Origin of the sequence: Planosporangium spinosum (genome assembly GCF_049999945.1) — a bacterium.
Classification (GTDB): domain Bacteria; phylum Actinomycetota; class Actinomycetes; order Mycobacteriales; family Micromonosporaceae; genus Planosporangium; species Planosporangium spinosum.
Window position 1 is genome coordinate 1 of sequence record NZ_JBLYUB010000075.1, and the last position, 1,464, is coordinate 1,464.

General features: G+C 69.6%; 2 protein-coding genes. One reads left to right on the forward strand and one right to left on the reverse strand.

The window, feature by feature from the left end:
* Positions 1-9: 9 nt before the first annotated feature.
* Positions 10-786: a transposase family protein gene (locus tag ACNTMW_RS34265; RefSeq protein ID WP_426638225.1), complete on the reverse strand. Its 777-nt coding sequence runs from the start codon at positions 784-786 to the stop codon at positions 10-12.
* Positions 787-909: 123 nt separating this feature from the next.
* On the opposite strand from ACNTMW_RS34265, the gene ACNTMW_RS34270 reads away from it, so the two are divergent.
* On the forward strand, positions 910-1,455 hold the full coding sequence (locus tag ACNTMW_RS34270; RefSeq protein WP_426638226.1) for an IS1096 element passenger TnpR family protein: 546 nt from the start codon (positions 910-912) through the stop codon (positions 1,453-1,455).
* Positions 1,456-1,464 lie beyond the last annotated feature (9 nt).

Here is a 1,464-nt window from a genome sequence, read left to right on the forward strand (position 1 = left end):
GAGCTGATTTCATCCTGACTCGCGCTGCTCCTCGATGAGTTGGAGGAGCGTGATCGCGGCGAGGATTGGGGTGGCTCGTCGCGGGCAGCAGTGGAGTTTGGTCAGGACCTTCCACGTCTTGAGGGTGGCGATGGCGCGTTCGCCGATGGCCCGGATCTTGGCGTGGGCGATGTTGACCTCGCGGATGCGGGTGGGCAGGTTGCGGCCGTAGAACGGCACCGCGACAACCGGGCCGGCCCCGCGGTAGCCCTTGTCGGCGAAGGTCGCCACGGCGGCGTTGGTCAGGGCGTCGATGATGCCGTGGGTGCGGGCGGCCTTGATGTCGTGGACCGCGCCGGGCAGCGTCGGGGAGACCCACATCAGCCGGCCGAGCGGATCGGCGATGACCTGCGCGTTGACGCCGTGGCGGCGATGCTTGCCGGAGTAGTGGCGCCGGTCGGCGCTGCCGGACAGCCGGTCGATCGGGATCAACGTGCCGTCCAGGATCGCGTAGGCCAGCCGCCCGATGCGGCGCATCGCCTGGGCGAGGGTGGGTGCGGCAGCGGCGAGTAGGTCGATGGCCTCGCGGATGTAGCGCCACACGGTGGTCGGGCTGACTGCGAAGCCGGCGGCCAGCCGCGCCCGGCTGTCACCGTTGCGCAGGTGGGCCAGCACCAGCAGGGCCTGCTGGTCGGGTGCCAGGCGGCGCCAGCGGCTGCCCACCGTCTTGCGGTGGGCGCGGAGCAGCCCGGACAGGTGCGTCAGGCTGCGGGTGGACAACGGGATCGTGGCAGGATAGGCCAGCACGAAGCTCCTCGGGCGACGACGGATGTCTTGGTCGACTCAGTCATCTACCAGGAGCTTCGTCCATTCCAGACGATCAACACGCGGCATGTTGACGCGCGACCGACCTGAGCAGGGGTGTCATCCGTGGCCCGTACCTGGTTGTCGATCCGGGTTGAGCTGGTCTCCGGCCGAGGCGTCGACCTGTGGCCCCGACCCGGCCGGATCTTCGCCGCGGCCAGGTCGCACACGTTCGGCCAGCTCGCCGACGCCGTCGACCTGGCGTTCGCGCGGTGGGACCTGGCCCACATGCACATGTTCACCCTCGCTGACGGCACCGAGATCACCGAACTGGAGCACTGGGACGGAGAGGCACCCGAGGGCAGCCTCGACAGCGAGGCGACCAAACTGAGCCGGCTGACCCCCGGTGAGCAGTTCGCCTACCTGTTCGACTTCGGCGACGACTGGGCACACCTGTGCACCGTCGCCACCGAGCGCATCGACCCACGCGACGAATTCGGTGGCCTGCCCACCCAACCGCTGCCCTACTTCGGCTGGGGCGAGCTGCCCGACCAGTACGGACGCCGCTGGGACGGCGACGACGGCGAATCGCCCGAGCCCAAACGGCCAGCCCGGCTCCTCACCGACCTGCCACCCATCCTGCCCTGGTGGGGACCACGCCAGCGAGGTTGAAATCAGCTC